The sequence below is a fragment of the Allobosea sp. 05T439 genome, assembly GCF_056396005.1.
The window spans coordinates 64,344-88,555 of sequence record NZ_JBFTKP010000016.1 but is presented as its reverse complement, the minus strand read 5'-3'; the positions used below and the strand labels follow the sequence as shown (position 1 = coordinate 88,555).

Sequence of the window (24,212 nt, the reverse complement as noted above, 5' to 3'; positions counted from 1 at the left end):
AATGCCGGGATGCCGGATCGGCATCGAGGCGCTGTATTCAACCGGGAATAGCGTGCGATGCCTTGGGCGGCAAGCTGGCTGGAGGCTTGGTTCTTCAGCTTCCGCCTCCTCGCTCCACAGCGGCTTCGCCCTCCTGAGTCGGCTTAACGTCGCCCTAACGATCTAAGTCCATGTTTCTCCAAAGCCTTGCCTGAGAGACATCCATGCCGACCCGCCGTTGCTTTACCATGTCTGCCTTGACCTTTGCCGCTGCCGGGCTCGCGGGATGCGGCACGAGAAGCGGCGTCGGCCTGCCGGCTGTTTCCCCAGCCAGAGCGAGCCCGACGCGTACATTGGCGCGGCCGAACTACGCCGAAGTCTATACGGATTATCCAGGTGAGCGGTTTGCGGTCCGGACGGTGGATTATCGAAAGGTTGATCCGGCCTATCTGCGCCAGACCGTCGAGCTTACGCGAGAGGAGGCCCCGGGCTCGATCATCGTCGATCCGGCCTCTTACCATCTCTATTTCGTCGAAACGCCCCGCGTTGCGACCCGCTACGGCGTCGGTGTTGGACGTGAGGGCTTCGCCTGGTCCGGCTTGGCGCGGGTCAACATGAAGCGGGACTGGCCCGATTGGGTTCCGCCCCGCGAAATGATTGAGCGTGAGCCAGCCATCAAGGCCCAGCTCGAGAAGACGCCGAGGGGCCTTGGCGTGCGCGGTGGCCCCAATAGTCCGCTGGGCGCGCGTACCCTGTATCTTTTCGGGGAAGGTCGGGATCTTGGCTACCGAATTCACGGCACTCTGGAGCCCTACAGTGTTGGCACCAACGTCTCGTCGGGCTGCATCCGGATGATCAATCAGGATATCGTGCATCTCTACGCACGCGTCGCCCCCGGAACGCCTGTTACCGTACTGGCTGCGTGACACTCGGCTGGGCGGCGCGGCGCTGTTCACGCCGCGACCCGTGCTCGGCTCCGACGGTCGGCCGCATCCGGGTTAGTTCCCAGGGGCCTTTCCCGCCTGCGTGTTGCTTTCGATCTGCGAGACGTGGTTGAGGGCGATGACCCATCCATTGTCGCGCTTGCGCATCAGGCGGGTGTTGACGCCGGTCTGGTTACCCGCCGCGCGCACCAGCTTGTAGTCGCTGATCAACTGGGCGGCATCGGACCCCAGCATCTCGATGCGGATGTTCGAAAAGGCGAGCTCGCCCTGCGAACCCGGCCCGCCGCCATAATCGGCGATGTAATGGTCGAGCGTTCCCTGCCAGTCCTTCTGGATGCGGCCGCGCGAGACGAAGATCACATCGGGATTGGCGAAGCCAGCCATATAGCCCGCGAAATCGCCGCGGTTCCAGGCCGCCTGCATCGTGGCGATCACCGCACGGATCGCCTCTTTCTCAATGCTATCAGTCATTTGGAACGTACCTTTCAGAGCGCGTCAGAGCGCATTCTTGGCGACGGCCTCGTCTTCCTGCCGCTGCCGTTTGATCAGGACTTCCTGGGCCGCCGAGACGAGATGGCGGCGCAGCGCGTTTTCCGCAGTCTTGGCGTCCTGATCCAGGATCGCGTCGACGATCTGCTGATGCTCGCGGCAGGAGCGCTTGATGCGTCCCTTGTCCTTGAGCTGGAATTTGCGGAAGGGCGCGAGCTTCAGCCGTAGCGTCTGGGCAACCGCGATCAGGTCGCTGTTATGGCTGCCCTGGAAGAGCAGGCTGTGAAACTGCGTGTTGAGCTCGGTGTAGCCATCGAGGTCGCCATCGTCGGCCAGCGCATTCATCTGGCGGTGCAGGCTTTCGAGTTCGGCCCGCTCCCGCATCGTCATCCGGTGTGAGGAGAGCCGGCCGCAGGTCGCCTCGAGCTCGGCCATCGCCTCGAACATCTCGTCGATGCGCTCCGTGGAAATCTGCGTCACGACCACGCCCTTATAGGGCTCGCGCTCGGCCAGTCCGCGGCCGCACAGGATATGCAGTGCTTCCCGGACGGGCGTGCGGGAGACGCCGAACTGCAGGGCGATGGAGGCTTCATCGAGCCGGGAGCCCGCCGGAAATTCGCCGTTGATCACAGCCTCTTCGAGCTGTTCGGCGATGAAATCACTGCGACTTTTCTTGGTGGCGGCCGGCACGTCCAGCATCGCGCGATCTTCAATTCCCAAGCTCGCCATCCCCTGAGTTGACCATCTCGGCTGATCCCGATGAGTACACAATCCTATTGCAATGTAGACAAAAAATATACAAAACGAGCCGCTCCCGCATGAGCAGCGGCACAAAATCCTGAGGCTTGTCTAACATCCCCGCGTGGATCTCCGGCCTTGTCGACAGCCTTCCTCAAGGCGGTCGCGGATGGCTGGAAATGAGGAATTGCCATGACTTTTACGACGCGACCGGAACTCAGGGGCACATTCGGAGCCGTTTCCTCGACGCATTGGCTTGCCTCGACCGTCGGCATGTCCATCCTGGAAAAGGGCCACACCGCCTTTGATGCCGCGGTCGCCACCGGTTTCGTCCTGCAGATCGTCGAGCCCCATCTCAACGGCCCCGCCGGCGAGGTGCCGATCATCGTGACCCCGGCCGAAGCCGATCAGCCGATCGTCATCTGCGGGCAGGGGCCGTCCCCTGCGAAGGCGACCATCAAGCATTTCAAGGATCTCGGCCTCGATATCATTCCGGGCACCGGCCTGCTCGCCGCCTGCATTCCCGGCGCGTTCGGCGCCTGGCTGACGCTGCTGCGCGACTACGGCACGGCCGAGCTCGAGGACGTGCTGGCGCCAGCGATCTACTATGCCAGGACCGGCCATCCGCTGGTGCCGCGCATCGCCCGGACGATCGCCTCGATGCGCGAGCTGTTCGAGACCCACTGGCCGAGTTCCGCGGAGATTTACCTGCCGGGCGGCGTGGCGCCTCAGTCCGGCAAGCTCTTCCGCAATCCGCAGATCGCCGCGCTCTACCAGCAAATCCTCGACCACGCGAAATCGGCCGGGAATCGCGAGGCACGCATCAATGCGGCGCTCGACTTCTGGTATCGCGGCCCGGTCGCCGAGCGGATCGAGGAATTCTGCGCCACGCAAGAGGTCTGGGACGTCTCGGGCCGCCGCCACAAGGGCCTGATCACCGCCCAGGACATGGCCGACTATCAGCCGCAGATCGAAAAGCCGGTCTCCGTGACCTATGGCGACTGCGAGGTCTTCAAATGTGGGCCGTGGTCGCAGGGACCGGTCCTGCTGCAGATGCTGCAGATCCTCAAGGGCACGGATATCGCCGATCTCGATCCGACAAGCGCCGATTTCGTGCATCTCGTCGTCGAGACGGCCAAGCTCGCGATGGCCKACCGCGATTCCTGGTACGGCGACAGCTCCGATGTACCGATCAAGGCGCTGCTCTCCTCCGGCTATGCCGATATCCGCCGCGCGCTGATCACGGGTAAGGCGTCGATGGACGTCCTCCCCGGCACCCCTGAGGGGCGCAATCCCAATCTGCCGCCGCTGCGCACGGTTGGCACCATTGCACAGCCCGGCCTTGGCGGCGGCGAGCCGACGGTCGCCCGCGAAGCCAAATTGCCGAATGACAGGCAGGGCGAACCGGCACTGACCCGCGAAGGCGCCCAGCGCGGCGACACCGTGCAGGTCAGCGCCGTCGACCGCTGGGGCAATATGGTGTCCGCGACGCCGTCGGGCGGCTGGTTCCAGTCGAGCCCGGTCATTCCCGGTCTCGGCTTCAGCCTGACGACCCGTGCGCAGATGTTTTGGCTCGAAGAGGGCCTGAACTCCACGCTCGCGCCGTCGAAGCGGCCGCGCACGACGCTGACCCCGTCCACCGTCTACCGGGACGGCCAGCCCTACATGGCCTTCGGCACGCCGGGCGGCGACCAGCAGGATCAATGGCAGCTGATCATGCTGCTGCGCCATCTCCACAAGGGCATGAACCTGCAGGAAGCGATCGACGCCCCGTCCTTCCATACCGACCATCTCGCGAGCTCCTTCTGGCCGCGCGAGATCAGCTTCGGCGCGGTCACGCTCGAAGACCGCTTCCCGCAGGCGGTCCGCGACGATCTGGCGGCGCGGGGCCACAAGATCACCGTCGGCGACGCCTGGTCCGAAGGACGCCTCTCGGCGGTCGCCCGCGAGATGGATGGCGATGTGCAGCTGGTGAAGGCCGGCGCCAACCCGCGCGGCGTCCAGGGTTATGCGGTCGCCCGCTGATCCCGACCCGCTGACCCCAATGAGACAAGCATTCCGGAACAGGAGAGGGGACTATCGATGAAACCGACTTATCTTGCACTCGCAGCCAGCCTGACGCTCGGCGCCATGGCCGTGACGGTGGCGCCCGCCGCCGCCCAGACCGTTCTCAAGATCGGCCTGCAGGACGATCCTGATACGCTCGACCCCGTGTCCAACTGGAGCTTCGTCGGCCGCCACGTGCTGCAGTCGCTCTGCGACAAGATCGTCGACATCGACCAGAACGGCAAAATCATCCCGATGCTGGCGGCCAGCTGGGAATGGAGCGCAGACAGCACCGTGCTGACCCTGACGCTGCGCAGCGATGCCGTCTTCCACGACGGGACCAAGGTCGACGCCGCGGCGATCAAGTACAATCTGGAGCGCGCGCTCACCTCGGGCATCTCGCGGCGCAAGGCTGAAATCAGCGCGATCAAGAGCGTCGAAGCCGTCGATCCGACCACCGTCAAGATCAGCCTCAAGGAGCCTTCGGTTCCGCTGCTCGCCGCGCTCAGCGACCGCGCCGGCATGATCATCAGCCCAGCGGCTGGTGCAAAGCTCGGCGACAAGTTCACCGATGCGCCGGTCTGCTCCGGTCCCTACAAATTCCTCGAGCGCGTGGTCCAGGACCGCATCGTCCTCGAGAAATTCCCGCAATATTACGATGCGGCGAAGTACAAGTTCGATCGCCTGATCTATCGCGGCATGCCGGATTCCAACGTCCGCCTGCTGAACCTGCGCTCGGGCCAGCTCGACCTGATCGAGCGTCTGGCAGCGACCGACGTGGACGCCGTCAAGGCCGACAAGGCGCTCGCCGTCGATCCCGTCGTCGGCCTTGGCTATTACGGCATCACCTTCAGCATCGGTGGCGATGGCGCCAATCTCGATGCCGGCAAGAAGGCCGCGATCCGCGAAGCCTTCAGCCTCGCGATCGATCGTCAGGCCATCAGCAATGTCGTCTTCGACGGCCAGGCCAGCATCGGCAACCAGCCGTTCCCGCCGTCGAGCCCGTTCTACGACAAGAGCTTCCCGGTTCCGGCCCGTGACCTGGACGCCGCCAAGAAGAAGATGGCCGAGGCCGGTGTGAAGTCGGTMAATCTGGAACTGCTCGTTCCCACCGATGCCGAGCGCCAGCAGGTCGCCCAGCTTATCCAGGCGATGGTCCAGGACATCGGCATCAAGGTCTCGATCAAGCCGACCGAACTGATGACGCTGCTCGACGTCGCCCGCCAGGGCAAGTTCCAGTCGCATCTCGTCGGCTGGAGCGGCCGCGTCGATCCCGACCTGAACGTCACCCCGATGCTCTCCTGCGGCGCCGCGACGAACGACGCCAAGTATTGCAACGAGGCGCTCGACGCGATCCTCGCCAAGGCCCGCTCGCTCGGGGACCCCGCTGCGCGCCAGGCCKAATACGCCAAGGCGGTCGCGATCCTGCTCAAGGACCTGCCGATCGTCTATCTCTACCACTCGCAGTGGATCTTCGCGCACAGCTCCAAGATCACCGGCCTCAAGCCCGCTCCGGATGGCATCATCCGCCTGGCTGACGTCAGCCGCAAGAACTGAGCCGGCACCCGGGAACTGAGCCGGAACCGAGAACTGAACCGGTACCAAGGACGCGATGAGCACCCCACTCCGATCCGTTCGGGCTGATGACGCATCCGCGTCCGTCCTCGACGTCAACAACCTGCGTGTCGCCTTCGAAGGCGACACGCGCACCGTGACTGCGGTCGATGGCGTCAGCTTCTCGGTCCGGAAGGGGCGCACGCTGGCGATCGTCGGCGAATCCGGCAGCGGCAAGAGCGTGACCTCGCTCGCCGTGATGCGGCTTCTGCCCGAGCACAGCGCGCGCATTTCCGGCCGCGTCAATTTCGATGGCCGCGAGCTGCTCGACGAGAGCAAATCAGGCATGCGCAGCCTGCGCGGCAACCGGCTGGCGATGATCTTCCAGGAGCCGATGACCTCGCTCAACCCGTCCTATACGGTCGGCGAGCAGATCAACGAAGTCATCTTGCGCCACCGCCCGATCTCGAAGAAGGAGGCGACCGAACGCGCCATCGCCATGCTGAAGCTGGTGCGCATTCCGTCGCCCGAGACCCGCTACCATCAATATCCGCACAATCTCTCGGGCGGCATGCGTCAGCGCGTGATGATCGCCATGGCGCTCGCCTGCGATCCCGAGCTGCTGATCGCCGACGAGCCGACGACTGCGCTCGACGTCACGATCCAGGCGCAGGTGCTCGAGCTGATGCGCGAGCTGCAGCAGAAGACCGGCACCGCCATCATCCTCATCACCCATGATCTCGGCGTGGTCGCGGAATCCTGCGACGACGTCATCGTCATGTATGCCGGCCAGGTCGTCGAGCAGTGCTCGGTCGAGGATCTCTTCACCTTCCCGCAGCACCCCTACACGGTCGGCCTGCTCGGCTCGCTACCGCGTCTCGACGAAAAGCGCGAGCAGCTGGTCGCCATCACCGGCACCGTGCCCGATATGGCCAATCCGCCCTCGGGCTGCCGCTTCCAGGCGCGCTGCCCCTTCCGCGTCGCGCGCTGCGCCGAGATGCCGGACCTCATCGAGGTCACGGCCGGCCATTTCAGCCGCTGCTGGCGTGCGCCCATGCAGGACCTCGTCCCATGATCCAGAGCGCCTCCAGCTCCCCCGCGGCCAAGCCGATCCTCGAAGCCCGCGGCCTCGGCAAGAGCTTCGTCGTCAAGCGCTCGCTGTTTGGCCGCCCGCTCGCGTCCGTCGGCGCGGTCGATGACGTGACCCTGTCGCTGATGCCCGGCGAAACGCTCGCCATCGTCGGCGAATCCGGTTGCGGCAAGTCGACGCTCGGCCGCCTGCTGATGCGCCTGATCGAGCCCAGCGCCGGCGAGGTCTTCATCGACGGGCAGGACGTCACCCACGCCAGCCACGCGGCCGTGCGCGCACAGCGCCGGCATGTGCAGCTGATCTTCCAGGACCCCTATGCCTCGCTCAACCCGCGCATGACGATCGCCMAGACGATCGCCGAGCCGCTGATGCTGCACGACATCGTGCCGGCCGGGCAGCGCGCCAGGCGCGTCGCGGAGCTTCTAGACATGGTCGGCCTGCGCCCGGAACAGGCGGACCGCTATCCGCATGAATTCTCCGGCGGCCAGCGCCAGCGCGTGGTCATCGCCCGGGCGCTCGCCTCCGAGCCGAAGGCGATCATCTGCGACGAGGCGGTGTCGGCCCTCGACGTCTCGATCCAGGCGCAGGTCCTCAACCTGTTGAAGAACCTGCAGAAGCGGCTCGGCATTGCCTTCGTCTTCATCTCGCACGACCTCGGTGTCGTGAAGCACATCGCCGATCGCGTCGCCGTGATGTATCTCGGCAAGGTCGTCGAGATGGGCACCTCCGACGAGATCTTCGCCGCGCCGCGCCACCCCTATACGCGGGCGCTGCTCTCGGCCATTCCGGTCGCGGCGCCGCCGAGCCACCAGCGCTCGCGCGCGGCGAGACTCCATGGCGATCTGCCGAGCCCGCTGTCCCCGCCCGAAGGATGCCGGCTGCATACACGCTGCCCGCATGCGCGACCGGCCTGCAAGAGCGTGAGCATGGTGCTCGAGGTCGAAGCGGGCGGCCATGCCAATGCCTGCGCCTTCTGGCGCGAACTGCCGGCACAGGATGCAGCCGAGATTGCGCGTGAACCGCGCAACCCGAAGCTCGAAAAGCTGTTCGCGGCCTTTGAAGCCATGGCTGCGCGGCCGGCCCAGACCGTGACGGAGGGCTGACCCATGTCTTCGCTTCTTGGACGCCGCCTTCTGCAGCTCGTCCCGACGGTCATCCTTCTGTCGATGATCATCTTCTCGCTGCAGCATCTCCTGCCGGGCGATCCGGCGCTGGTGCTCGCCGGCGAAAATCCCGATGAGGCGACGCTGGCCGCGATCCGCGCCCAGTATCACCTCGATCAGCCCCTGATCGTCCAGTATCTCTACTGGCTGAAGGGTGTGGTGACCGGCGATCTCGGCGAATCCATGCGCCATAACCGCCCCGTCCTCGAGCTGATCCTGCTCAAGCTGCCGGTGACGCTGCAGCTCGCGGTCATGGGCATCCTGATCGCGCTCGTGGTCGGCATCACGGCGGGCGTCATTTCGGCTCTGCGCCCCAACAGCGCCATCGACTACACCACCAATGTCGCGTCGCTTGCCGGCATCTCGGTGCCGAATTTCTGGCTCGGCATCATGCTGATCATGTTCTTCTCGGTCCATCTCGGCTGGCTGCCGGCCTCGGGCTTCGTCAGCCCCTGGGAGGACCTCAGGATGAACCTCTCGACGACGATCATGCCCGCCTGCGTGCTCGGCACCGCGATCGCCGGCGTCATCATGCGCCACACCCGCAGCGCGATGCTCCAGGCGCTCGAAAGCGATTACGTTCGCACCGCGCGCGCCAAGGGCCTCAGCGAATGGGTCGTCGTGTTCAAGCATGCGATGCGCAATGCGCTGACGCCGATCATCACTCTTGGTGCGCTTGAGTTCGGAGCGCTGCTTTCCGGCGCGGTCCTGACCGAGCAGATCTTCACGATCCCGGGCTTCGGCAAGCTGATCGTCGATGCCGTCTTCACCCGCGATTATCCCGTGGTGCAGGGCGTCGTGCTCGTGACCTCGCTCTTCTACATCGTCCTCAACCTGTTGGCCGACATCGGATACATCCTCGTCAACCCAAGACTGAGAAGCTGAGCTGTGCTGACGATCTCGGAACCCAAGCCTTCGGCCAATCCCGTCGCGAACTTCTTCCGCGGCCGCGTATGGCGGCGCCTGTCGAAGCGCAAGAGCGCGCTGGTCGGTCTCGCCGTCGTGCTGCTCATGGTCTTCGTCGCCGTCTTCGCGCCGCTTCTGGCGCCCTACGACCCGGCGGCGCAGAGCTGGACCGCGGTGCGCAAGGCACCCTCCGCCGCGCACTGGTTCGGAACCGACGAGGCCGGCCGCGACATGCTTTCGCGCATCATCTGGGGCGCCAGGGCCTCGCTGCTGGCGGGACTGACCTCGGTCGGCATCGCCATGGCGATCGGCGTTCCGCTCGGGCTCGCCGCCGGCTTTCTCGGCGGCCTGGTCGACGGCCTGATCAGCCGCTTCACCGATGCGATGCTGGCCTGCCCGTTCCTGATCCTCGCGATCGCGCTCGCGGCCTTCCTCGGGCCGAGCCTGACGAACGCGATGCTGGCGATCGGCATTACCGCCATGCCGCTCTTCATCCGCCTGACGCGCGGCCAGGTGCTCTCGATCAAGGCTGAGGACTATGTCGAGGCGGCAAGCGCGGTCGGCAATCCGCAATGGCGCATCGCGGTGCGCCACATCCTGCCGAACATCCTGCCGCAGCTCATGGTCCAGGCGACACTGACGATCGCAGCGGCGATCATCGCGGAAGCGAGCATGTCCTTCCTCGGCCTCGGCCTGCAGCCGCCGGCGCCCTCCTGGGGCTCGATGCTGAATTCGGCGCAGCGCTTCCTGAGCAATGCGCCCTGGATGGCGCTCTGGCCCGGCATCGCCATCTTCGCAACCGTGCTGTCGTTCAACCTGCTCGGCGACGGCCTGCGCGACGCCCTCGACCCGCGGGCGCGCTGACCAGCGCGCTGCACCGCTCTTGCGGCATGCGGGAGCGCGAGCTGACGATCCCGCCAGGTCGGGGCCGGCAGCGCGTCGACTGGCGAAGGGTCCGTTTGAGCGGTGTGCGCCACGGAGCCTCGCCGGCCGCGCCTCGTGAACCGGCCGAGCGGATCAAGCGACCTTCAGGAGCCTTTCCAGCTTTTCGATATAGGCCGGGGGGAGGTTGTTGGCGCGCGCGCCCTTGAGCAACGGCTCGATATAATGCGCCGGTGCTCCAGACGGTCCTGACGGATTGGGTATGTCGTAGGTCGTCGAATTCACGAGCTGGCCGTCGGGCATATGGAGCACCACGGATTTGTGAGCCCAGTGGCCCTGATCCGTGCCGGCCGACTTGTCCATGGCCGCCATGTCGCTTTCGGAGAGTTCGTAGTGAACGCCCCAGGTTTCGGCTCCCTTGGAGGGGGCGAGCCGCGCGCCGTTATACGAACCGTCCGTGGTTTTTCCGAAGGTCAGCTCGTAATCCTTCAGGCAGGCAATGGTGAGCGCCTTCGCGGACGGGGCGACCCCGTGGATGCAATTGATGTCCATAAGATTGGCATAGGCGAAGTAGTTCACTTCGATCTCCGTTTCAGGTTTGGGGTTGCTTCCGGGAATCCATGATCTGCCCGCGTTGCGGGCCGAGCATCGGGAAGGTCATCGCGGCGCGGCGGCGAGCGCGTCCCAGGTCTGCGGGAGCGCGGCGAGGGGGGCGAGTGCGTCGATCTCCGCGGCGCGGTGGCAGCGCGCCTGCCGACCCGGCGCGACGGTAGTGAGCGCGGGCGGCTCGGTCCGGCACAGCGGCAGGGCGAAGGGGCAGCGCGCGGCGAAGCGGCAGCCCGGCGGAGGATCGGTCAGGTCCGGCGGGCCGCCCGGGATCGCGATCGGTTCGTAGCGGCTGCCGAGCCGCGGCAGTGCGTTCTTGAGCCCGAGCGTATAGGGGTGCATCGGCCGGCGGATGACATCCCGCGTCGGCCCGGTCTCGACGATCATGCCGGCATACATCACCGCGACGCGCTCGCAATTCTCGATGACCAGCGCGAGGTCGTGCGTCACCAGCAGCAGGGAGAAGCCGAGCCGCTGCTGGAGTGCGCGCAGGCTCTGGAAGATCTGGTCCTGGACGACGACGTCGAGAGCCGTGGTCGGCTCGTCGGCCAGCACCAGCGGCGGCTCGAGCGCCAGCGCCATGGCGATGATCGCGCGCTGGCGCATGCCGCCCGAGAACTGGTGGGGATAGTCGCGCGCCCGCTCCGGAGCGACACCGACCATGGTCAGCAGCGCTTCGGTCCGGCGCCAGGCTTCGGCCCGGGAGACATCGCGATGGGCCAGGATCGCCTCGGCGATCTGATCGCCGACACGCAGAACGGGATTGAGCGCATTGAGGGCGCTCTGCGTGACCATCGAGATGCCGGCCCAGCGCACGGAGCGCCGGAACCGGTCGCTGCCGGCGACGAGATCGCGGCCCTGAAACGCGATGCGGCCGGCGACGATCCGCGCATTGTCGGGCATCACCCCCATAACCGCCTTGAGCAATGTGCTTTTGCCGCAGCCGGATTCGCCGATCAGGCCCAGATTCTCGCCCTTGCCGATCTCCAGGCTGAGGTCGGCAATGGCGCTGGCCGGGCCGCGTGGCGTGCCGTAGCTCACCGCGAGACCGGCGATCGACAGCAAGGGATGGGTGTCGCTCGGCAGCATGGCGTCAGCCCGTCCTCAGGCGCGGATTGATGACCTGCTCATAGGCTCGGCCGACGAAATAGACCGCCGAGACCAGCACCATGATCGCGATGCCCGGCGGCACGACCCACCAGGGCGCGCGATACATCATCTGCGAGGCGTAGGCGTCATAGACGATCGAGCCCCAGCTCACGACCGAGGGATCGCTGAATCCAAGGAAGCCGATGCTGGCCTCGGTGATGATCGCCCAGGCGAGCGCGAAGGCGACGCTGACCAGCGCGATTGGCATGATATTGGGCGCGATCTCGCGGTAGATGATGGCGAGATCGCTGGCGCCGGTGATCCGGGCGGCGGCGATGAAGGGCATCTCGCGCAGCGAGAGCACCTGGGCGCGCACCACCCGCGCCGTCGAGCGCCACATCACCAGTGTCATGGCGATGACCATCGTCGTCAGGCTGCGGCCGGTGAGCGAGAGCACGATGATGATGAAGGGCAGGAAGGGCAGGCCGAGGAACATGTCGGTCAGCCGCATCAGGAAGGAGTCGATGCGACCACCGAAATAGCCGGCGATCAGGCCGATATTGACCCCKATGAGAACGGTGCCGAGCGCCGTCAGCCCGCCGACGAGCAGCGCCGGACGGGCGCCGACCAGCATCTGGCTGAGCACGTCGCGGCCGAGCAGGGTGGTGCCGAGCCAGTGCTGCCAGGAGGGCGAGGCCAGGCGCAGCAGCTTGCCGGCGGCGTCGTAATTGCGCGCGACCGGATCATAGGGCGCGATCGTCGGCCCCAGGATGGCGAGCGCGAGGCAGATCCCGAGGATCACCAGGCCCGTGGGGCCGAAGGGGCCGCGCCAGACGGCGCGAAAGAAGTCGAGGATGATGGTCGGCATGATCAGGTGTAGACGATGCGTGGATCGAGCAGACCGCAGAGCAGGTCGGCGATGAAGGTGCCGAACACGGTTAAAACCGCGATGAGCAGGAAGGCGGCCTGCGCCACCGGATAATCGGCGCGGCTGATCGCCTCGACCATCAAGAGGCCCAGCCCCGGCCAGGAGAACACCGTCTCGATCACCACCGAGCCCGCGACCGCCCAGCCGAGGATCATCGGCAGCGTCGTCGCCAGCGGCAGCAAGGCGTTGCGGGCGGCATGGCCGAAGAGCACGCGGCGCTCGCTCAGCCCCTTCATGCGGGCGAGTTCGATATAGTCCTCGCCGATGGTCGACAGCATCGTCGAGCGCATCAGCAGCAGCGGGAAGCAGAGCTGGTAGAGCGTATTGACGAGGAAGGGCAGCATCAGGTGATGCAGGAAGTCGGCCGAGAGATACATCCGCCAGTCCTGCTCGGGAAACAGGCCAGGCGTGACGATATGGCCGATCGGGAAGAGGTCGAGCTTGATCGAGAACAGCAGGATCGCGAGCATGCCGAGCCAGAACAGCGGGGCCGATTGCAGTGCGGTCGCGGTAAAGACGAGGCTGACCTCCCCGGCGCTGCCGCGCTTCCAGGCTGCGATGGCGCCGATGACCGCGCCGAGCACATAGGCCGCGAGCATGGAGGGCAGGATCAGCAGCAGCGTATTGAGCAGCCGACCCTGGATCATCTCGAAGACCGGCCGGTTGGTCTGGAACGAGAAGCCGAAATCGAGGACCAGGAGATTGCGCAGATAAAGCAGGTATTGCTCGAAGAGCGGCCGATCGAGCCCGAATTGCTGGCGCATCGCCTCCTGCGCCTTGGGATAGAGCGACGGGCTTATCACCGTCGCGGTCGGGTCGCCGGGCAGGAGCCGGAACAGGAAGAACATCAGCGTCGCCATGGCGAACAGCGTCAGGACCATGTGCCAGAAGCGGCGCAGGAGATAGCCGGCCATGGTTCAACCCAGCCCTTGCACGAGGATGGGGCGCGGCACCCGCACGGCATCGGGATCGGCGGAGGGGATCGCGGCGATCAGGGTGCGCGTATAGGGATCGACCGGTGCGGCCATCACCTGCTCGACCGGGCCGGTCTCGACGATGCGGCCGCGATACATGATCGCGAGCCGGTCGCAGACGGCGCCGACGGTGGCGAGGTCATGGGTGATGTAGAGCATCGCGATGCCGCGCTGGCGGGCGAGGCGCTTCAGCAGGCGCACGATGTCCCATTTGATCGAGACGTCGAGCATCGAGACCGGTTCGTCGGCGACCAGGAAGCGCGGCTCCAGGATGATGGCCCTGGCGATGCAGACGCGCTGGCGCTGGCCGCCGCTGAGCTGGTGCGGGTGCTTGCCGAGATAGCTCTCCACCGGGGTAAGACCGACCTCGGCGAGGACGGCGCGAACGCTGGCCGCGATGGCGGCGCGATCGCGCACCCCTTGATAGAGCAGCGGCCGCCCGACCAGGTCCTCGACGACGTGCTGCGGGTTGAGGGCGCCATACGGGTCCTGGAAGATCATCTGGACCTGGCGGTGGAAGGCCTTCTTGTCGCGGGCGCGGGCGGCGGCGCTGTCGCTGCCGTCGATCCGCATCGAGCCCGAGGTCGGCGTCTCCAGCCCGACCAGCAGGCGACCGGTGGTCGACTTGCCGCTGCCGGATTCCCCGACGAGGCCGAGCACCTCGCCGGCGCCGATCGCGAAGCTGACGCCCTCGACCGCCCGGGTGACCTCGCGGCCCCGGCCGGGCAGCAGCGAGCGCAGGCCCGCCGCTGCAGCGTAGTGCTTGGTCAGGTCCCTGACGTCGATCATCGCAGGAAGGTTCGCGGATCCGGCTGCCGTGTCAGACGGCCGCATCACTTGGCGGGCATGAGCAGGGCGCCGTCCGGCCCCCAGCTGAAGCCGGCCGCCTTCAGGATCGCCTTCGCCTTGTCGATGTCATAGGCGGGCAGCGGGATCGAGCTGTCATGCCAGAAGGCGTTGACCGGCACGATCGGCGTGGCGCTGCGGCCGGCATCGCCGCCCAGCACGTCCTCGATGATCGCCTCATAGGGGATGGCATGCGCCATGGCCTGGCGCAGCGCCCGGTTGGCGAGGGCCGGGCGCGCCGTGTTGTAGCGCATCGACATATGGCCGTTCGAACGCGCCTGGATGAGCTTGATGTTCTTCTCGGCCGCGAACTCCTTGACCACCGTCGGCACGATCGGCTGGAAGGAGACGTCGATATCGCCCTTCTTCAGAGAGGCGCCGACGAGCTCGGCCGAGCCGAAGACGATGATCAGCAGGTCGGAAGCCGGCTTGGCGAAGTGGTCGGCGCGGCGCTGCAGCGAGATTTCCTGGCCCTCGCGCCAGTAGCGCAGCACATAGGGACCGCTGCCGACGAGCGGCATGTTGCGGAAGTCCTGCGGCTTGGCGATGCCGGTCTTCTCGACCACGTCCGCCCAGACATGCTTCGGCAGGACCGGCACCTGGCCGAGCGTGTTGATGATGAAGGGCGCATAGGCTTCGGTCAGCGTGAAGCGCAGCGTCTCCGGATCGACGATCTCGACCGAGGCGAGCTTCTCCAGGTACTTCTTGAAATAGACCGCATCCCAGCGCTTCAAGTAGTCGAAGGAGAACTTCACGTCCTCGGCGGTGACCGGCTTGCCGTCGCTGAAGCTGTGGCCCTGCCGGAGCTTCACCACCGCGGTGGTCGGATCGACCACCGCGAGCGACTGCGCCAGCCACATGCGCGGCGAGCCGTCGGGGCCGAGCTCGACGAGCTTGTCGTAGACCAGGCTCAGCGTGTTGAAGTCCTCGACGATCGTCGCCGCCAGCGGGTTGAAGGTGCCCTGATCGATCGTCCGGCCGATCCTGACCGCCGCGCCGGACTTGGAGGTCAGGCGCAGCATGTTCCAGAGCGAGCGCGGGCCGTCGGAGGTGTCCTCGTAGCCGGGGATGTCGACCTTGGCCGCATTCATGGCGAAGGTGTTGACGACATAGGCGACCACCGCCTCGGGCCGCTCGTCGGCCAGGACGCGCTGCATTTCATGGATCACCTTGCGGCGCTCCTGTGCGTCATAGAGCGCGAGCTGCCTGGCGCCGAGCTCGTCGACCTTCGCGCTGGAGAAGGAGCCGACATTGGAATCGCCTGGCGCGCTGTTGCGCGAATTGAACTGGGCGTTGGTGAAGAAGTCCGGCTCCGAACGCTGCGGCGAGCCGGACAGCACCGACATCACCACGTCGAAATCATGCTCCTTGAACCATTTCGACAGCATCGGGCTGGGAAAGGGCTGCGGGTTGAGCGTGACCTTGAGGCCGAGCTTGCGCCAGCCCTCGGCGACATAGTTCGAGGTCTCGAAATAGTGCTGGTACTTGGCGGCGGGCCAGGTCAGCAGCTTGATCTCGGGAACCGGCTGCCCTTGTGCCAGGGCCGCTGTCGTGCCGGTGACCAGGAGACCGCCGAGCCCCATCAGCGTGCCTGCGAATGCCGTCGCCAGCCTCATCGTCTTTCCCCCTCGTTCTTGTTTCACCTGCAAGCAGCCCCACGCCGTTCTGGGGGCGTGGGTGTCGGCGCTGCTGCATTCCATTAGGGGAAGGCTAGGGCCGGTCGCACAGCTTGCCCATCGCTGTTTTCCGATGCAGATCATTCCAAATTGGAATGAGCGATCCGGAGAGAGACCTTGCGCAGGACATTGCCGCCGACCCGGGATCTCGCCTGTTTCGAAGCCGTCGCGCGCCATCGCAGCGTGACGCGCGCCGCAGCCGAGCTCAACCTGACCCAGAGCGCCGTCAGCCGCCGGCTGGCCGCGCTCGAAGAGCTGCTCGGCCAAAATCTGTTCCTGCGCGACAAGCAGCGGCTCACCCCGACCGTTGCAGCCGAGGAATATGCCGAGGAGCTGCGCAGCCTGTTGAACCGGGTCGAAGTCGCGACCACGCGGCTCCTGTCGCATGGGCGCAAGGGCGGCGTGCTTACCGTCGCCTGCCTGCCGACCTTCGGCTCGCGCTGGCTGGTGCCACGGCTGGCCCGGTTCATCGCCCAGCATCCGACCGTCGACATCAACCTGATCTCGAAGATCAGGCCGTTCAGCTTCGAGGAGGAGAAGGCGCATGCCGCGATCCATTTCGGCAGCCCGACCTGGCCAGGCGCCCGCATCCACCACCTGATGGACKAGCATGTGATCCCGGTCTGTGCGCCCACGCTGATCGGGGGGAGGGCCCTGGCGAGCCCCGAGGGCTTTGCCCGGCTGCCGCTGCTGCAGCACACCACGCGCCCCTATCTCTGGCGTGACTGGCTGGCCGATGCCGGAGCCAGCGGCGTCAACGGCATCGCCGGGCCGAAATTCGAATATTACTCGCTGGTCATCCAGGCCGCGATCGCCGGGATCGGCGTCGCGATCCTTCCGGACTTCCTGGTGCGGGAGGAAATCCAGTCGGGCGCGCTCGTGGTCGCCAGTCCGCACAGGATGCGCTGCGAGGACGCCTATTTCGTCGTCTACCCCAAGCGCTTCGACGAGAACGTCAACGTTCAGGCCTTCGTCGAGTGGATCCGCGACGAAGCCGGCGTCTACAACGATGGGGCGACCTGAGCGCGCGGGGGCGACGACGAACCGACGTCGGATGCGGGCCAGCGCAGATCAGGGGAGGGCTGCTCTGCGCACGTCGTTGGGGGTGGCCCCTGGCCGATGTCCCCGCCGTTGACGAGCGTATATTTGCGCCGTCACAATCGCTGCAATGATCCCGTGGCGCGGATAAGTGCCGATGGAGCCTCGAGAATCGGCTGCGATATGCGCGATGGTCGGTCTTCGCAAGCCCCGATTCGCAAGCAGAACGGTGCGTGGGACAGAGTGCGATAGCCGGCCTGATGCCGTGGGGGACAGTGATCATGCGCTCCGGCGTCACAGCAGTGCTGGATATCGGCAAGACCAACAGCAAGGTCCTGGCCTTCGCCCCCGATCTCACCCTCGTCGCTGCCCATGGCATGGCCTCGACCAGCGCTGGCGGGCGCCTCGACACGGCGCGCTGCTGGGAGTTCGTCCTGGCGAGTCTGAAGGAGATCGCGGCGCGGTTCGGCCTGTCCGCGATCGTCCCGACCACGCATGGCGCGGCCTTCGCCGTCATCGGGAAAGGCGGGCTCGCCCACGCGATCGTCGACTACGAACAGCCTGTTCCCGACGCCGTTTCGGCAGAATATGACAGGCTGCGGCCGGATTTCGCGGAGAGTTTTTCGCCGAACCTGCCGCTGGGACTCAATGCCGGGCGGCAGCTCTTCGCGCTCGATCGTGCCGTCCCGCATCTCTTCGGCCAAGCGCAGGCGCTGATCGCCTATCCGCAATACTGGGCCTGGAAGCTCGGCGGCGAGATGGCCTCGGAAGTCTCGTCGCTCGGCTGCCACACCGATCTCTGGGCTCCGTTGAAAGCGGCCCCGTCTTCGCTCTCCGCCGCGATGGGCTGGGACCGCCTGATGCCGCCGGTCGCGCCCGCCTGGAGCACGCTGGGCGAGGCGACGCCGGCGCTCGGCCTGCCCGGCTCGTGCCGGATCCTGACCGGCGTCCATGACAGCAACGCCTCATTCGTGCGCTATCTCGCCGGATCGCGAGACCCTTTCGCGCTGGTCAGCACCGGCACCTGGTTCGTCTGCTTCAATACGGCAGGGCATCTCCAAGGCCTTTCGGCCACGCGCKACACGCTGGCGAATGTCGACGTGCTCGGCCGGCCCGTCGCATCGGCCCGTTTTATGGGCGGGCGGGACTATGCCGAGATCGCCGGGGCGGCGGGATTGGGCGCGCAAGCCGGCATCGCGGATCTGCGTGCGCTCGTGGCTGCCGGGATTGTCGCGCTGCCGTCCTTCGCGGCCGGCGGCCCGTTTCCCGGAAGCAAGGGCGTCATTCTGGGTGCGCCTTCAGGCGAGGCGCAGAGTGCGGCGCTGGCTGCGCTCTACTGCGCGCTGATGACCTGCGAATGCCTCGCGCTCACCGGCCCCGTTCGCAGGCTCTATGTCGACGGCCCTTTCGCCAGGAATGTGCTTTATCTCGGGGCGCTCGCCACGCTCCTGCCGGACGTACGCGTGCAGGCCTCGCATGCCGAGCATGGCACGGGCGTCGGCGCGGCGCTGCTCGCCCATTGGCCGGCGGAGAGCGGGCAACTGCCGGACTATGCGCTCGCAGTGCAGGATATCGCGCCGCTCGACCTCGACCTTGAACCCTATCGCCAGACCTGGCGTGAAATGATCACGGAGCAGCCGGCGTCATGAGGCGGAACGAAGCACCGGCGGCTCGCTGGTACTGACCGGCTCGACGATCCGCACATCGGGGCAAAGGCTGCGCAGCAGTTCGATCTCGGAGGCGCCGGCGCCGCTATCGGTGATGATGACATCGATAGCCTCGAGCGGGGCGACGACCATCGAGGAGCGCACCTTGAGCTTGGCGCTGTCGGCCAGCACCACGACGCGCTCGGCCCTGCGCGCCAGCTTTTGCGCGGCACGCGCGACCAGCGGGTCCATCTCGGTCGCTCCGGCGCGGCCGAGCCCGTAGCAGCTCATGAACAGCACATCGCCGGCGAAGCTCTCGGTGCCGTCATGCTCGAAGGAACTCAGGATGATGTTGTGCTCGGGATAGACCGTGCCGCTCGGAATCGTCACGCGGCAGCCCGGACGCACCGAGAGCAGTTCCCCCGCGATCGAGAAGGAATTCGTCAGCACGTCCAGGCTGCGTCCGCGCAGCAGGCGCGCCAGTTCGAACGTTGTCGTGCCGGCATTGAGGATCACGCTCATGCCGTCCTCGACCAGCCTGGCCGCCTCGCGCGCAATCGCCTCCTTTTGCGCGACATTGACGTCGCGGCTCATGGCGAAGGGGACGCCGGCGAGATGGTGCTGGTGACGCGGCCGCAGCGCTTCGGCGCCGCCGCGAACCCGGCGCAGCTCGCCATTGCGGTCGAGCGCCGCGATATCGCGCCGGATCGTCGCCTCCGAGGCATCGAGCATGTCGACGAGATCGGAGAGCGCGATGATCGAGCGCTCATTGGTCAGCTTGACGATCAGCCTGTGCCGTTCGCGCTCGAGCATCGTTCTCGTTTCCTGGCACGTGTCCCCGACCGATTCTCGGAGATCCTCTTGGCGTTGGCGCTGGCCATACCAGACGCATCCTCCATTTTTTCGCGCGCATTTCAATGATGCTTGCAAGCAGATGGCGGAATTTGATCGAACTTGACATTTGTTGATCGTTTGCGGTCAGATCGTCGCAAGGTGGCCGAAACGAGCCATCTGCCGGAAACGTCGAAGTCGAGGATATCATGGCCGATCACGCCATCGCGGGCGGTCCGTCGCGTCTGCTTGCCAGTGCCTGGGACCAGAGGCTGGCGGAGACGCTGTCGCCGCAGGACCTGCTGGTCTACCGCTCCAACCTGCTCGGGGCCGACAAGCGGATCACCAATTTCGGCGGCGGCAACACCTCGTCCAAGCTGGAGATGGCGGACCCGCTGACCGGCGCCCCGGTCGACGTGCTGTGGGTCAAGGGCTCTGGCGGTGATCTCGGCTCGATCCGGCGCGACGGTTTCGCGACCCTCGATATGGCCCGCTTCCGCAGCGTCCGGCAGGGCTATACCGGGCCGGCGATGGAGGACGATGTCGTTGCGCTCTATCCGCATTGCACCTTCGGCCTGAATCCGCGCGCCGCCAGCATCGATACCCCGCTTCACGGACTGATTGACCGTCCCCATGTCGACCATGTCCATCCCGACGCGATCATCGCCATCGCCGCGGCCGTCGATGGCGAGGCGATCACCCGCGAGATCTTCGGCGACGATATCGGCTGGCTGCCCTGGCGGCGGCCGGGCTTCGAACTTGGGCTCATGCTGGAGGGCTTCGTGCGCCGCAATCCGGCCGCGCGCGGGGTGATTCTTGGCAGCCACGGCCTGTTCACCTGGGGCGACACGCAGCGCGGCTGCTACGAGACGACCGTCGAGGTGATCAACCGCGCGATCTCCTGGCTGGCCGGGCGCGAGGCCGGAAAGCCGGCCTTCGGCGGCGCAGCGGTCGAGGCGTGCGCGCCGGAGCAGCGGCGCGCGGCGGCTGCCCGGCTGATGCCGATCCTGCGGGGGCTCGTCTCGGAAGGGCGGGCCAAAATCGGCCATTTCGACGACCAGGCCGCGGTGCTCGACTTCGTCTGCAGCCGGGATCTCGCCGCGCTGGCGCCGCTCGGCACCTCCTGTCCCGACCATTTCCTGCGCACGAAGATCCGCCCGCTGGTGCTGGACATCGATGCCTCGCGCCTGGATGCCGACGATCTCGTCCCGGCGCTCCGGCAGGCCATCGCAGCCTACCGGGCCGATTACCTCGGCTATTACCAGCGTTGCAGGCGCTCGGATTCGCCGCCGGTGCGCGACACCAACCCGGTCGTGATCCTGGTTCCCGGCATCGGCATGTTCACCTTCGCCGCCGACAAGGCCACGGCCCGCATCGCCGGCGAGTTCTACGTCAACGCCATCAATGTCATGCGCGGCGCCTCCGCCGCGTCGACCTATGTCGGCCTGCTCGAGCAGGAGGCCTTCGACATCGAGTACTGGTTGCTCGAGGAGGCCAAGCTGCAGCGCCTGCCCAAGGGCAAGCCGCTCGAGGGCCGCGTCGCTCTAGTCACCGGTGGGGCCGGCGGCATCGGCCTGGCCACCGCGAAAAGGCTGCTCGGCGAAGGCGCCTGCGTCGTGATCTGCGACATCGACAGGTCCGCGTTGGGCGAGGCCGAGACGGCTCTGGTCGGGAGCCATGGCCGCGACCGTGTCGCTGCCTTCCCGGTCGACGTGACCGACGAGCAGACCGTCATCGTCCTGTTCAGCGAGGCCGCGCTTGCGTTCGGCGGGCTCGACATCCTGGTCTCCAATGCGGGCATCGCTTCGGCCGCACCGCTCGAGGACACCAGCCTCGCCCTCTGGCAGCGCAATATCGACATTCTCGCCACCGGCTATTTCCTGGTCTCGCGCGAGGCGTTCCGGCTCATGAAGGTGCAGGCGCGCGGCGGTTCCATCGTCTTCATCGCGTCGAAGAACGCGCTGGTCGCCTCTCCCAACGCCTCGGCCTATTGCACAGCGAAAGCTGCCGAGATCCAGCTTGCCCGCTGCCTCGCCCTCGAAGGCGCCCCACACGGCATCCGCGCCAATGTGGTCAACCCCGACGCCGTCTTGCGCGGCTCGCGGATCTGGGAGGGCGAATGGCGCGYGCAGCGCGCCGGCGCCTACAACGTCGCTCCCGACGATCTGGACGAGGTCTATCGGCAGCGCAGCATGCTGAAGCTCAACGTCTTCCCGGAGGATATCGCCGAAGCGGTGTATTTCTTCGCCTCCGACCTCTCGGCGAAATCCACCGGCAATATCCTCAATGTCGATGCCGGGCATGCGCCCGCCTTCACGAGATAGGCGATGGCTGAGCCCCTGATCGATCCCGCGCTCGTCGAAGCGCATAACCGGCGAGCCGGTGAAGCGCTCGCGCAGGATTACGAGGCGCTGTCGCGCTCCCTTTCGCGGCGGGGCATCGACAGCGAAGCGATCCTGGCCCGCGTCTCGGCGCTGGACATCGCGGTGCCGTCATGGGGCGTCGGCACGGGCGGAACGCGCTTCGCGCGCTTCCCCGGCCCGGGCGAGCCGGCCGATATCTTCGACAAGCTCGACGATTGCGCCGTCATCCAGCAGTTGGGCCGCGCGACGCCGCGCGTCTCGGTGCATTTCCCCTGGGACGCGGTCGCCGACATGGCGACTGTGAGGGCGCGCGGAGAGGCGCTCGGGCTCGGCTTCGATGCGGTGAATTCCAACACCTTCCAGGACCAGCCCGGCCAGGCGCTCTCCTACAAGTTCGGCTCTCTCTCCCATGCCGATGCGGCCGTGCGGGCGCAGGCCGTTGCGCATAATATCGACTGCATCCGCAAGGGGCAGGCGCTGGGCGCGCGCGCACTGACGATCTGGCTCGCCGATGGCAGCAACTTCGCCGGCCAGTCCCATCTCGCGCGGGCCTTCGAACGCTATATCGCCTCCGTGGCCGAGATCGAGGCCGCTCTTCCCGACGACAGCTGGCTGCTGCTGCTCGAATACAAGAATTTCGAGCCGGCCTTCTACGCGACCGTGGTGCAGGACTGGGGGTCCTGCCTGCTCGCGGCCCAGGCGGTCGGCCCGCGCGCTCGCTGCCTGGTCGATCTCGGCCATCACGCCCCCTCGACCAATATCGAGATGATCGTCGCCCGGTTGATCGCGGCGGGAAAGCTCGGTGGCTTCCACCTCAACGATTCCCGTTTCGGCGACGACGATCTCGACGCCGGCTCGGTCGATCCGTTCCGGCTCTTCCTGGTCTTCAACGAGCTGGTCGATGCCGAGCAGCGCCATGCCTGGGACGAGGCGCCGGCGCTGATGCTCGACCAGTCGCACAACGTCACCGACCCGATCGAGAGCCTGATGCTCAGCGCCGATGCCGCAAGGCGCGCCCATGCCCAGGCGCTCCTGGTCGATCGGGAGCAGCTTTCGCACTACCAGGCGCAGAACGACGTCGCGATGGCGGCGGAAACCCTGCGCGTCGCCTTCCGCACCGATGTGACGCCGCTTCTCGCCGAGGCCCGCCGCCGGGCGGGCGGCGCGATCGACCCCGTCGGCGCCTATCGCCTGTCCGGCTACCGCAAGGCCGCAGCCGCGCGGCGCCCGCAGAGCACGGGGAGCGGCGGCGGCATCGTCTGAGATCTATCGAACCCGAAGCGCCGCCGGATCGTTCGGCCGGCAGGCGCACCACTCAAAAACGAACGTAAGCGGAGGGAAATAATGAAGCCGATCTTCAAGTCGATCATCACGGCAGCCATGGCCTCGTTTGCGATGGGCGCGGCCGCACTGGCGCAGGCCCCGGCCACCGAGGGCAAGCTCGTCGTCTACGCGTCCCATCCGTCCGAGATGGTCGACCATTTCACCAAGATGTTCGGTGACAAATACGGCATTCGCGTCACCACCGTGAAGGCCGGCACCGGCGAGCTGCTGAACCGCATCCGCGCCGAGCGCAACCGTCCGGCCGCCGACATCATGTGGGGCGGCTTCTCCGATACCGGCGGGTCGGCGCCCGATCTGTTCGACAAGTACAGCTCGCCCGAGCTCGCCAATGTCGAACCCAAGATGCTCGATGCCAGCGGGTACAACACGCCGTTCGCCGCCAGCACCATGGTCATCATGTACAACAAGAGCCAGGTGAAGCCGGAGCAGGCGCCGAAGACCTGGGCCGACCTCGCCAAGCCGGAATGGAAGGGCAAGATTGTCCATGCCGACCCGTCCAAGTCGAGCTCGGMGCTGGCTGCACTCAACACCTGGCTACTGATCTACGGCCGCGACGAGAAGGCGTGGACGCTGGTCGAGGACATGACCAAAAATATGAACATCATCCTCAAATCGAGCCTGGTGTTCCAGCAGGTCGGCCGCGGTGAATATCCGATCGGCGTGACCTACGAGGAGGGCGCGATCAACTACGTGCTCGCCGGCACTGCCGGCATCGTCTACCCGGCCGACGGCACATTGCTGGAGCCGGAGGGCATGTTCATCGTCAAGGGCGCTCCGAATCCGAAGGCCTCGAAGCTCTTCGCGGATTTCCTGCTCTCGGCCGAGGCCCAGAAGGAACTCACCGCCAAGTTCCCGGGCCGCCGCCCGACCCGCATGGGCGTCCAGACGCATCCCGAGATGAAGGCCGCCGGCGATCTCAAGGTCATCGACTACGACTCGAAATGGGCCGCCTCCAGCCGCGCCGAAGTGCTCGACAGGATGCAGAAGATCATCGTCAAGACGCAGCAGTAACCGCTGCTGCTCAGCCGATGACGGGCGAGGGCGCAACGCCTCGCCCGTCTCCCGTGACATGCTCGAGCG

Annotated in this window: 21 protein-coding genes; 12 read left to right on the top strand and 9 right to left on the bottom strand. The window is 66.4% G+C overall.

The features are described 5' to 3' along the window. Positions 1–203: 203 nt before the first annotated feature. On the top strand, positions 204–905 hold the full coding sequence (locus AC1DIO_RS19520; RefSeq protein ID WP_476853941.1) for a L,D-transpeptidase: 702 nt from the start codon (positions 204–206) through the stop codon (positions 903–905). A gap of 72 nt (positions 906–977) precedes the next feature. Here AC1DIO_RS19520 and AC1DIO_RS19515 read toward each other — a convergent pair whose 3' ends face one another. Further along, a complete protein-coding gene (locus AC1DIO_RS19515; RefSeq protein WP_476853940.1) occupies positions 978–1,394 on the bottom strand; it encodes a nuclear transport factor 2 family protein in 417 nt (138 codons plus the stop codon). Positions 1,395–1,418: 24 nt separating this feature from the next. Further along, complete coding sequence (locus AC1DIO_RS19510; protein WP_441507362.1) at positions 1,419–2,132, bottom strand: GntR family transcriptional regulator; 714 nt, start codon at positions 2,130–2,132, stop codon at positions 1,419–1,421. A 210-nt stretch (positions 2,133–2,342) separates the two neighbouring features. Here AC1DIO_RS19510 and AC1DIO_RS19505 point away from each other — a divergent pair, with 210 nt between their 5' ends. From AC1DIO_RS19505 to AC1DIO_RS19480, 6 genes are read left to right on the top strand one after another with little or no spacing between them, the layout of a single operon-like run. Further along, positions 2,343–4,175 carry a gamma-glutamyltransferase family protein gene (locus AC1DIO_RS19505; RefSeq protein ID WP_476853939.1) on the top strand — a complete coding sequence of 611 codons (1,833 nt, stop codon included), beginning with the start codon at positions 2,343–2,345 and terminating at the stop codon, positions 4,173–4,175. A 57-nt stretch (positions 4,176–4,232) separates the two neighbouring features. Next, positions 4,233–5,753, top strand: coding sequence for an ABC transporter substrate-binding protein (locus AC1DIO_RS19500; RefSeq protein ID WP_476853938.1), 1,521 nt, complete (start codon positions 4,233–4,235; stop codon positions 5,751–5,753). A 55-nt stretch (positions 5,754–5,808) separates the two neighbouring features. Continuing rightward, a complete protein-coding gene (locus tag AC1DIO_RS19495) occupies positions 5,809–6,825 on the top strand; it encodes an ABC transporter ATP-binding protein (protein WP_441507365.1) in 1,017 nt (338 codons plus the stop codon). After that, on the top strand, positions 6,822–7,943 hold the full coding sequence (locus AC1DIO_RS19490; protein WP_476853937.1) for an ABC transporter ATP-binding protein: 1,122 nt from the start codon (positions 6,822–6,824) through the stop codon (positions 7,941–7,943). The genes AC1DIO_RS19495 and AC1DIO_RS19490 overlap by 4 nt, the downstream gene beginning before the upstream one ends. Positions 7,944–7,946: 3 nt before the next feature. Further along, on the top strand, positions 7,947–8,888 hold the full coding sequence (locus AC1DIO_RS19485) for an ABC transporter permease (protein ID WP_476775980.1): 942 nt from the start codon (positions 7,947–7,949) through the stop codon (positions 8,886–8,888). A gap of 3 nt (positions 8,889–8,891) precedes the next feature. Continuing rightward, positions 8,892–9,773 carry an ABC transporter permease gene (locus AC1DIO_RS19480; RefSeq protein ID WP_113511875.1) on the top strand — a complete coding sequence of 294 codons (882 nt, stop codon included), beginning with the start codon at positions 8,892–8,894 and terminating at the stop codon, positions 9,771–9,773. Between the two features lie 153 nt (positions 9,774–9,926). Here AC1DIO_RS19480 and AC1DIO_RS19475 read toward each other — a convergent pair whose 3' ends face one another. The 6 genes from AC1DIO_RS19475 to AC1DIO_RS19450 form a co-directional block, all read right to left on the bottom strand. Next, positions 9,927–10,370 (bottom strand): gamma-glutamylcyclotransferase family protein, encoded by a 444-nt coding sequence (locus AC1DIO_RS19475; protein ID WP_476853936.1) that lies wholly within the window; start codon positions 10,368–10,370, stop codon positions 9,927–9,929. Positions 10,371–10,448: 78 nt separating this feature from the next. After that, complete coding sequence (locus tag AC1DIO_RS19470) at positions 10,449–11,486, bottom strand: ABC transporter ATP-binding protein (protein WP_476853935.1); 1,038 nt, start codon at positions 11,484–11,486, stop codon at positions 10,449–10,451. Positions 11,487–11,490: 4 nt separating this feature from the next. Continuing rightward, positions 11,491–12,354 (bottom strand): ABC transporter permease, encoded by an 864-nt coding sequence (locus AC1DIO_RS19465; RefSeq protein WP_476775977.1) that lies wholly within the window; start codon positions 12,352–12,354, stop codon positions 11,491–11,493. 2 nt (positions 12,355–12,356) lie between these two features. Further along, the gene (locus tag AC1DIO_RS19460; protein ID WP_476853934.1) at positions 12,357–13,328 is read right to left on the bottom strand and encodes an ABC transporter permease; all 972 of its coding nucleotides are present in this window, start codon (positions 13,326–13,328) and stop codon (positions 12,357–12,359) included. A gap of 3 nt (positions 13,329–13,331) precedes the next feature. Further along, positions 13,332–14,177: an ATP-binding cassette domain-containing protein gene (locus tag AC1DIO_RS19455; protein ID WP_476853933.1), complete on the bottom strand. Its 846-nt coding sequence runs from the start codon at positions 14,175–14,177 to the stop codon at positions 13,332–13,334. Positions 14,178–14,221: 44 nt separating this feature from the next. Continuing rightward, positions 14,222–15,850, bottom strand: a complete 1,629-nt coding sequence (locus tag AC1DIO_RS19450; protein ID WP_476853932.1) for an ABC transporter substrate-binding protein — start codon at positions 15,848–15,850, stop codon at positions 14,222–14,224. Between the two features lie 177 nt (positions 15,851–16,027). Here AC1DIO_RS19450 and AC1DIO_RS19445 point away from each other — a divergent pair, with 177 nt between their 5' ends. After that, complete coding sequence (locus AC1DIO_RS19445; protein WP_476853931.1) at positions 16,028–16,933, top strand: LysR family transcriptional regulator; 906 nt, start codon at positions 16,028–16,030, stop codon at positions 16,931–16,933. Positions 16,934–17,229: 296 nt separating this feature from the next. After that, complete coding sequence (locus tag AC1DIO_RS19440; RefSeq protein ID WP_476853930.1) at positions 17,230–18,597, top strand: FGGY-family carbohydrate kinase; 1,368 nt, start codon at positions 17,230–17,232, stop codon at positions 18,595–18,597. Here AC1DIO_RS19440 and AC1DIO_RS19435 read toward each other — a convergent pair. Continuing rightward, positions 18,592–19,407: a DeoR/GlpR family DNA-binding transcription regulator gene (locus tag AC1DIO_RS19435; RefSeq protein WP_476775971.1), complete on the bottom strand. Its 816-nt coding sequence runs from the start codon at positions 19,405–19,407 to the stop codon at positions 18,592–18,594. The genes AC1DIO_RS19440 and AC1DIO_RS19435 overlap by 6 nt on opposite strands. Positions 19,408–19,634: 227 nt before the next feature. Here AC1DIO_RS19435 and AC1DIO_RS19430 point away from each other — a divergent pair, with 227 nt between their 5' ends. From AC1DIO_RS19430 to AC1DIO_RS19420, 3 genes are all read left to right on the top strand, one after another. Then, the gene (locus tag AC1DIO_RS19430) at positions 19,635–21,749 is read left to right on the top strand and encodes a bifunctional rhamnulose-1-phosphate aldolase/short-chain dehydrogenase (RefSeq protein ID WP_476853929.1); all 2,115 of its coding nucleotides are present in this window, start codon (positions 19,635–19,637) and stop codon (positions 21,747–21,749) included. Between the two features lie 3 nt (positions 21,750–21,752). Beyond that, on the top strand, positions 21,753–23,051 hold the full coding sequence (gene rhaI, locus AC1DIO_RS19425) for an L-rhamnose catabolism isomerase (protein WP_476853928.1): 1,299 nt from the start codon (positions 21,753–21,755) through the stop codon (positions 23,049–23,051). Positions 23,052–23,132: 81 nt separating this feature from the next. After that, the gene (locus AC1DIO_RS19420; RefSeq protein ID WP_476853927.1) at positions 23,133–24,143 is read left to right on the top strand and encodes an extracellular solute-binding protein; all 1,011 of its coding nucleotides are present in this window, start codon (positions 23,133–23,135) and stop codon (positions 24,141–24,143) included. The last annotated feature ends 69 nt before the right edge of the window (positions 24,144–24,212 follow it).

What these genes read in the sequence shown, in the direction of transcription:
- AC1DIO_RS19470 (WP_476853935.1), bottom strand. Translation starts at nt 11,486, where the DNA reads ATGCTGCCGAGCGACACCCATCCCTTGCTGTCGATCGCCGGTCTCGCG.
- AC1DIO_RS19435 (WP_476775971.1), bottom strand. Translation starts at nt 19,407, where the DNA reads ATGCTCGAGCGCGAACGGCACAGGCTGATCGTCAAGCTGACCAATGAG.
- AC1DIO_RS19460 (WP_476853934.1), bottom strand. Translation starts at nt 13,328, where the DNA reads ATGGCCGGCTATCTCCTGCGCCGCTTCTGGCACATGGTCCTGACGCTG.
- AC1DIO_RS19515 (WP_476853940.1), bottom strand. Translation starts at nt 1,394, where the DNA reads ATGACTGATAGCATTGAGAAAGAGGCGATCCGTGCGGTGATCGCCACG.
- AC1DIO_RS19455 (WP_476853933.1), bottom strand. Translation starts at nt 14,177, where the DNA reads ATGATCGACGTCAGGGACCTGACCAAGCACTACGCTGCAGCGGCGGGC.
- AC1DIO_RS19520 (WP_476853941.1), top strand. Translation starts at nt 204, where the DNA reads ATGCCGACCCGCCGTTGCTTTACCATGTCTGCCTTGACCTTTGCCGCT.
- AC1DIO_RS19450 (WP_476853932.1), bottom strand. Translation starts at nt 15,850, where the DNA reads ATGAGGCTGGCGACGGCATTCGCAGGCACGCTGATGGGGCTCGGCGGT.
- rhaI (WP_476853928.1), top strand. Translation starts at nt 21,753, where the DNA reads ATGGCTGAGCCCCTGATCGATCCCGCGCTCGTCGAAGCGCATAACCGG.
- AC1DIO_RS19495 (WP_441507365.1), top strand. Translation starts at nt 5,809, where the DNA reads ATGAGCACCCCACTCCGATCCGTTCGGGCTGATGACGCATCCGCGTCC.
- AC1DIO_RS19485 (WP_476775980.1), top strand. Translation starts at nt 7,947, where the DNA reads ATGTCTTCGCTTCTTGGACGCCGCCTTCTGCAGCTCGTCCCGACGGTC.